Here is a 2,820-nt window from a genome sequence, read left to right on the forward strand (position 1 = left end):
AGGTAATGAGTGAATATCAATAATCAAAACCTAGCTACACTACCTTGTCAACAAGGTCAAATTGTGGAAATAACCATCACAGATTTAACAGATAGCGGTGATGGAGTAGGTCGTTATGGTCAAAAAGTCATATTTGTGCCTGATACAGTTCCGGGCGATCGCCTGCTTGCCCGTCTAACAGTGGTCAAACCAAAATATGTTTATGGGAAATTACACCAACTCCTAGAAGCGTCTAAATATCGCATAAAACCCTATTGTATAGTTGCAGACAAATGTGGTGGTTGTCAATGGCAGCATATTAGTTATGAATATCAGCTCCAAGCAAAACAAAATCAAGTTATTCAAGCTTTAAAGAGAATAGGAGGGCTAACATTATCAGCAGTAGATACAACTCTAGCATCTCCAGCAGCTTTTGGATATCGCAACAAAGCTACATATCCTCTAAGTATTTCCACTACAGGTCAAGTTAAAGCTGGCTATTATCAAAAAGGTAGTCACAAAGTAATTAATCTAAATCAATGTCCTATCCAAGACCAACGTTTAAACCCTTTACTAAAAGAAGTAAAACAGGACATTACTAGGCAAGGCTGGAAAATATATGACGAACAGAAACATACAGGTATTGTACGCCATTTATCTTTGAGGATAGGTAACAACACAGGAGAAATATTATTGACTTTGGTTGTGAATGGAGAGGAGGAAAAAATAAAAGAATTATTACCAGGTATTGAAGTTCAAGCACAAAAATGGTTAAAAGATTATTCTCGATTAGTAGGTGTTTGTGTAAACTACAATTCTAAGGCAACAAATACTATTTTTGGTCAACAAACTTTTTGTGTTGCTGGTCGGTTGTATCTGTACGAAGAGTTTAATGGTTTAAAATTTCAATTGACCCCCGATACTTTTTTCCAGGTAAATACAAAGACTGCGGAAAAATTAATAGAGTTAGTAATTCAAGAATTGGGTTTGAGTGGATCGGAGATTATTGTCGATGCTTACTGTGGAATTGGTACTTTTACTTTACCTCTAGCCAAACATTTACAGCAGATGGGCGTTCCCGATCGCGATTCTATGGAAATAGCGGGTGAGGAGTTGTTAAAGGGGGCTAGAAAGGGTCCTGTCATTGGTATAGAAGTTCAACCTATGGCCATAAAACAGGCTCAGTTGAATGCTGAAGCTAATTACTTGACAAATGTCATTTTTTATGTAGGAAAAGTCGAAGATTTACTACCTCAGTTGCAAGTAAAGCCAGATGTGGTTTTGTTAGATCCGCCAAGAAAAGGTTGCGATCGCTCTGTGTTAGAAACTCTTTTACAAATTCTACCTGAGCGTATAGTTTATATTAGTTGTAAGCCTGCTACTTTGGCTCGCGATTTGAAATTTCTGTGTTCGACAGGTAAGTATGAGTTAATAAAAGTAAAACCTGCGGACTTTTTTCCTCAAACTGCTCATGTCGAATGTGCTGCATTTTTAGTAAAGACTTCTTCATAAGTTAGAAAATAGGAAGTAGGGAGATGAAATTATTGATTTTATATCTTAATATCATGTCCGGTTTAATAGACATCTCCAAAAATTAAAAATAAAATCAATTCTTATCCAGAAATTATCAATTATTCTTATATGTTCCCTGTTCCCTGTTCCCTGTTCCCTGTTCCCTCTTTTCTGGAGATGTCTAATAGTTATAAATAAACTCAGGAGGGAAAAAGAGGAAAAAGTTTTCTCATCATGCTCTTATCCGGACATGATATTAAATCCCACATTCCACACGTTAATTTGTAACATACTAAAGTAGAATTTTTTATAAAACTGAGATAGTCTTTATCAACTTTAATAATTAAAACCTGATTTGCAATCTTAATTACACAACATAACTATAATAATCTCAACTAAACTATATAAAAGTAATTAACTACCCTAGATTATTCATTTAAGTTCTAGTAAATCTATAAAAATAATTGAATATGATCCGGAAAGCTGCTCTTGATAATGGGAAAATAGAATGTAATTAGGCTTGTAATAGAGGCACAAAAACATTAAAAATGATCTACTTTCAACCACAGCCAATAGAAGCAAAATTAAGTAAATATAAATTTATGCAATCATATTTTCCTATATATATAGTTCTAGATGAAAATCTGCCATATTCTCAGAATTTTGCTGCTTGGTTAGAAGCTAAACTTATCACTCCTGATTTTAATATCCCTATTAATGAAACTTTGCCATTTTTACTAGAAGCATTGCAAGTAACTTGGGAAAGTGAAGGAGATCCTCAAAAAATTTACCCTCTAATTGTAGAAAATCTTGATTTATTAGAACCTCATTTAATATACGTTTTACGCAAGTGGGCAAAGCAAGTTTTTCCTCACATTTGTCAAAATAGGGCAACTACTATTGCTAGTGCATTAGTAAACTTTGGTAGGATTATTTGGGCACTACCAGATGGAGATTCTGATGTTAATTTAGAAATTGCTTTAGCTTGCTGCGAGTTAGCTTTGGAAGTATTTAATTTTAATGATTTTCCCTATGAATGGGCAATGGTTAATAATAATCTAGCTATAATTTATCAAACTCGCTGTTATGGAAATTATACCCATAATCTAATTAAATCTTTGGAATACTATTTACAAGCAAGATTAGTATTTCCAGAGCAAAATTTACCTCAACAATGGGCAGTAGGAAAGTGAAGCTAGAAGTTAAAAGTCAAAAGTAAGATAGTGAATTGGTATAAGCTATATTCATAGCGGGCAAGATACCCACACTGGAAAATTTACAGCAGTTTTGGAGTTGATGAGGTACAAAATTTTAGGACTTTAGGGAGTA

Annotated in this window: 2 protein-coding genes; both read left to right on the forward strand. The window is 34.0% G+C overall.

Features of this window, described 5'->3' with window-relative positions:
- The first annotated feature begins 9 nt into the window (after positions 1–9).
- A complete protein-coding gene (gene rlmD, locus AC3DU7_RS30300; protein WP_488042947.1) occupies positions 10–1,491 on the forward strand; it encodes a 23S rRNA (uracil(1939)-C(5))-methyltransferase RlmD in 1,482 nt (493 codons plus the stop codon).
- Between the two features lie 548 nt (positions 1,492–2,039).
- On the forward strand, positions 2,040–2,684 hold the full coding sequence (locus tag AC3DU7_RS30305) for a hypothetical protein (RefSeq protein ID WP_488042948.1): 645 nt from the start codon (positions 2,040–2,042) through the stop codon (positions 2,682–2,684).
- Positions 2,685–2,820 lie beyond the last annotated feature (136 nt).

Source organism: Okeania sp. (genome assembly GCF_983059655.1).

Bases quoted from the DNA above. Each gene is read 5' to 3' on its own strand.
- AC3DU7_RS30305 (WP_488042948.1), top strand. From the start codon at position 2,040: ATGATCTACTTTCAACCACAGCCAATAGAAGCAAAATTAAGTAAATAT.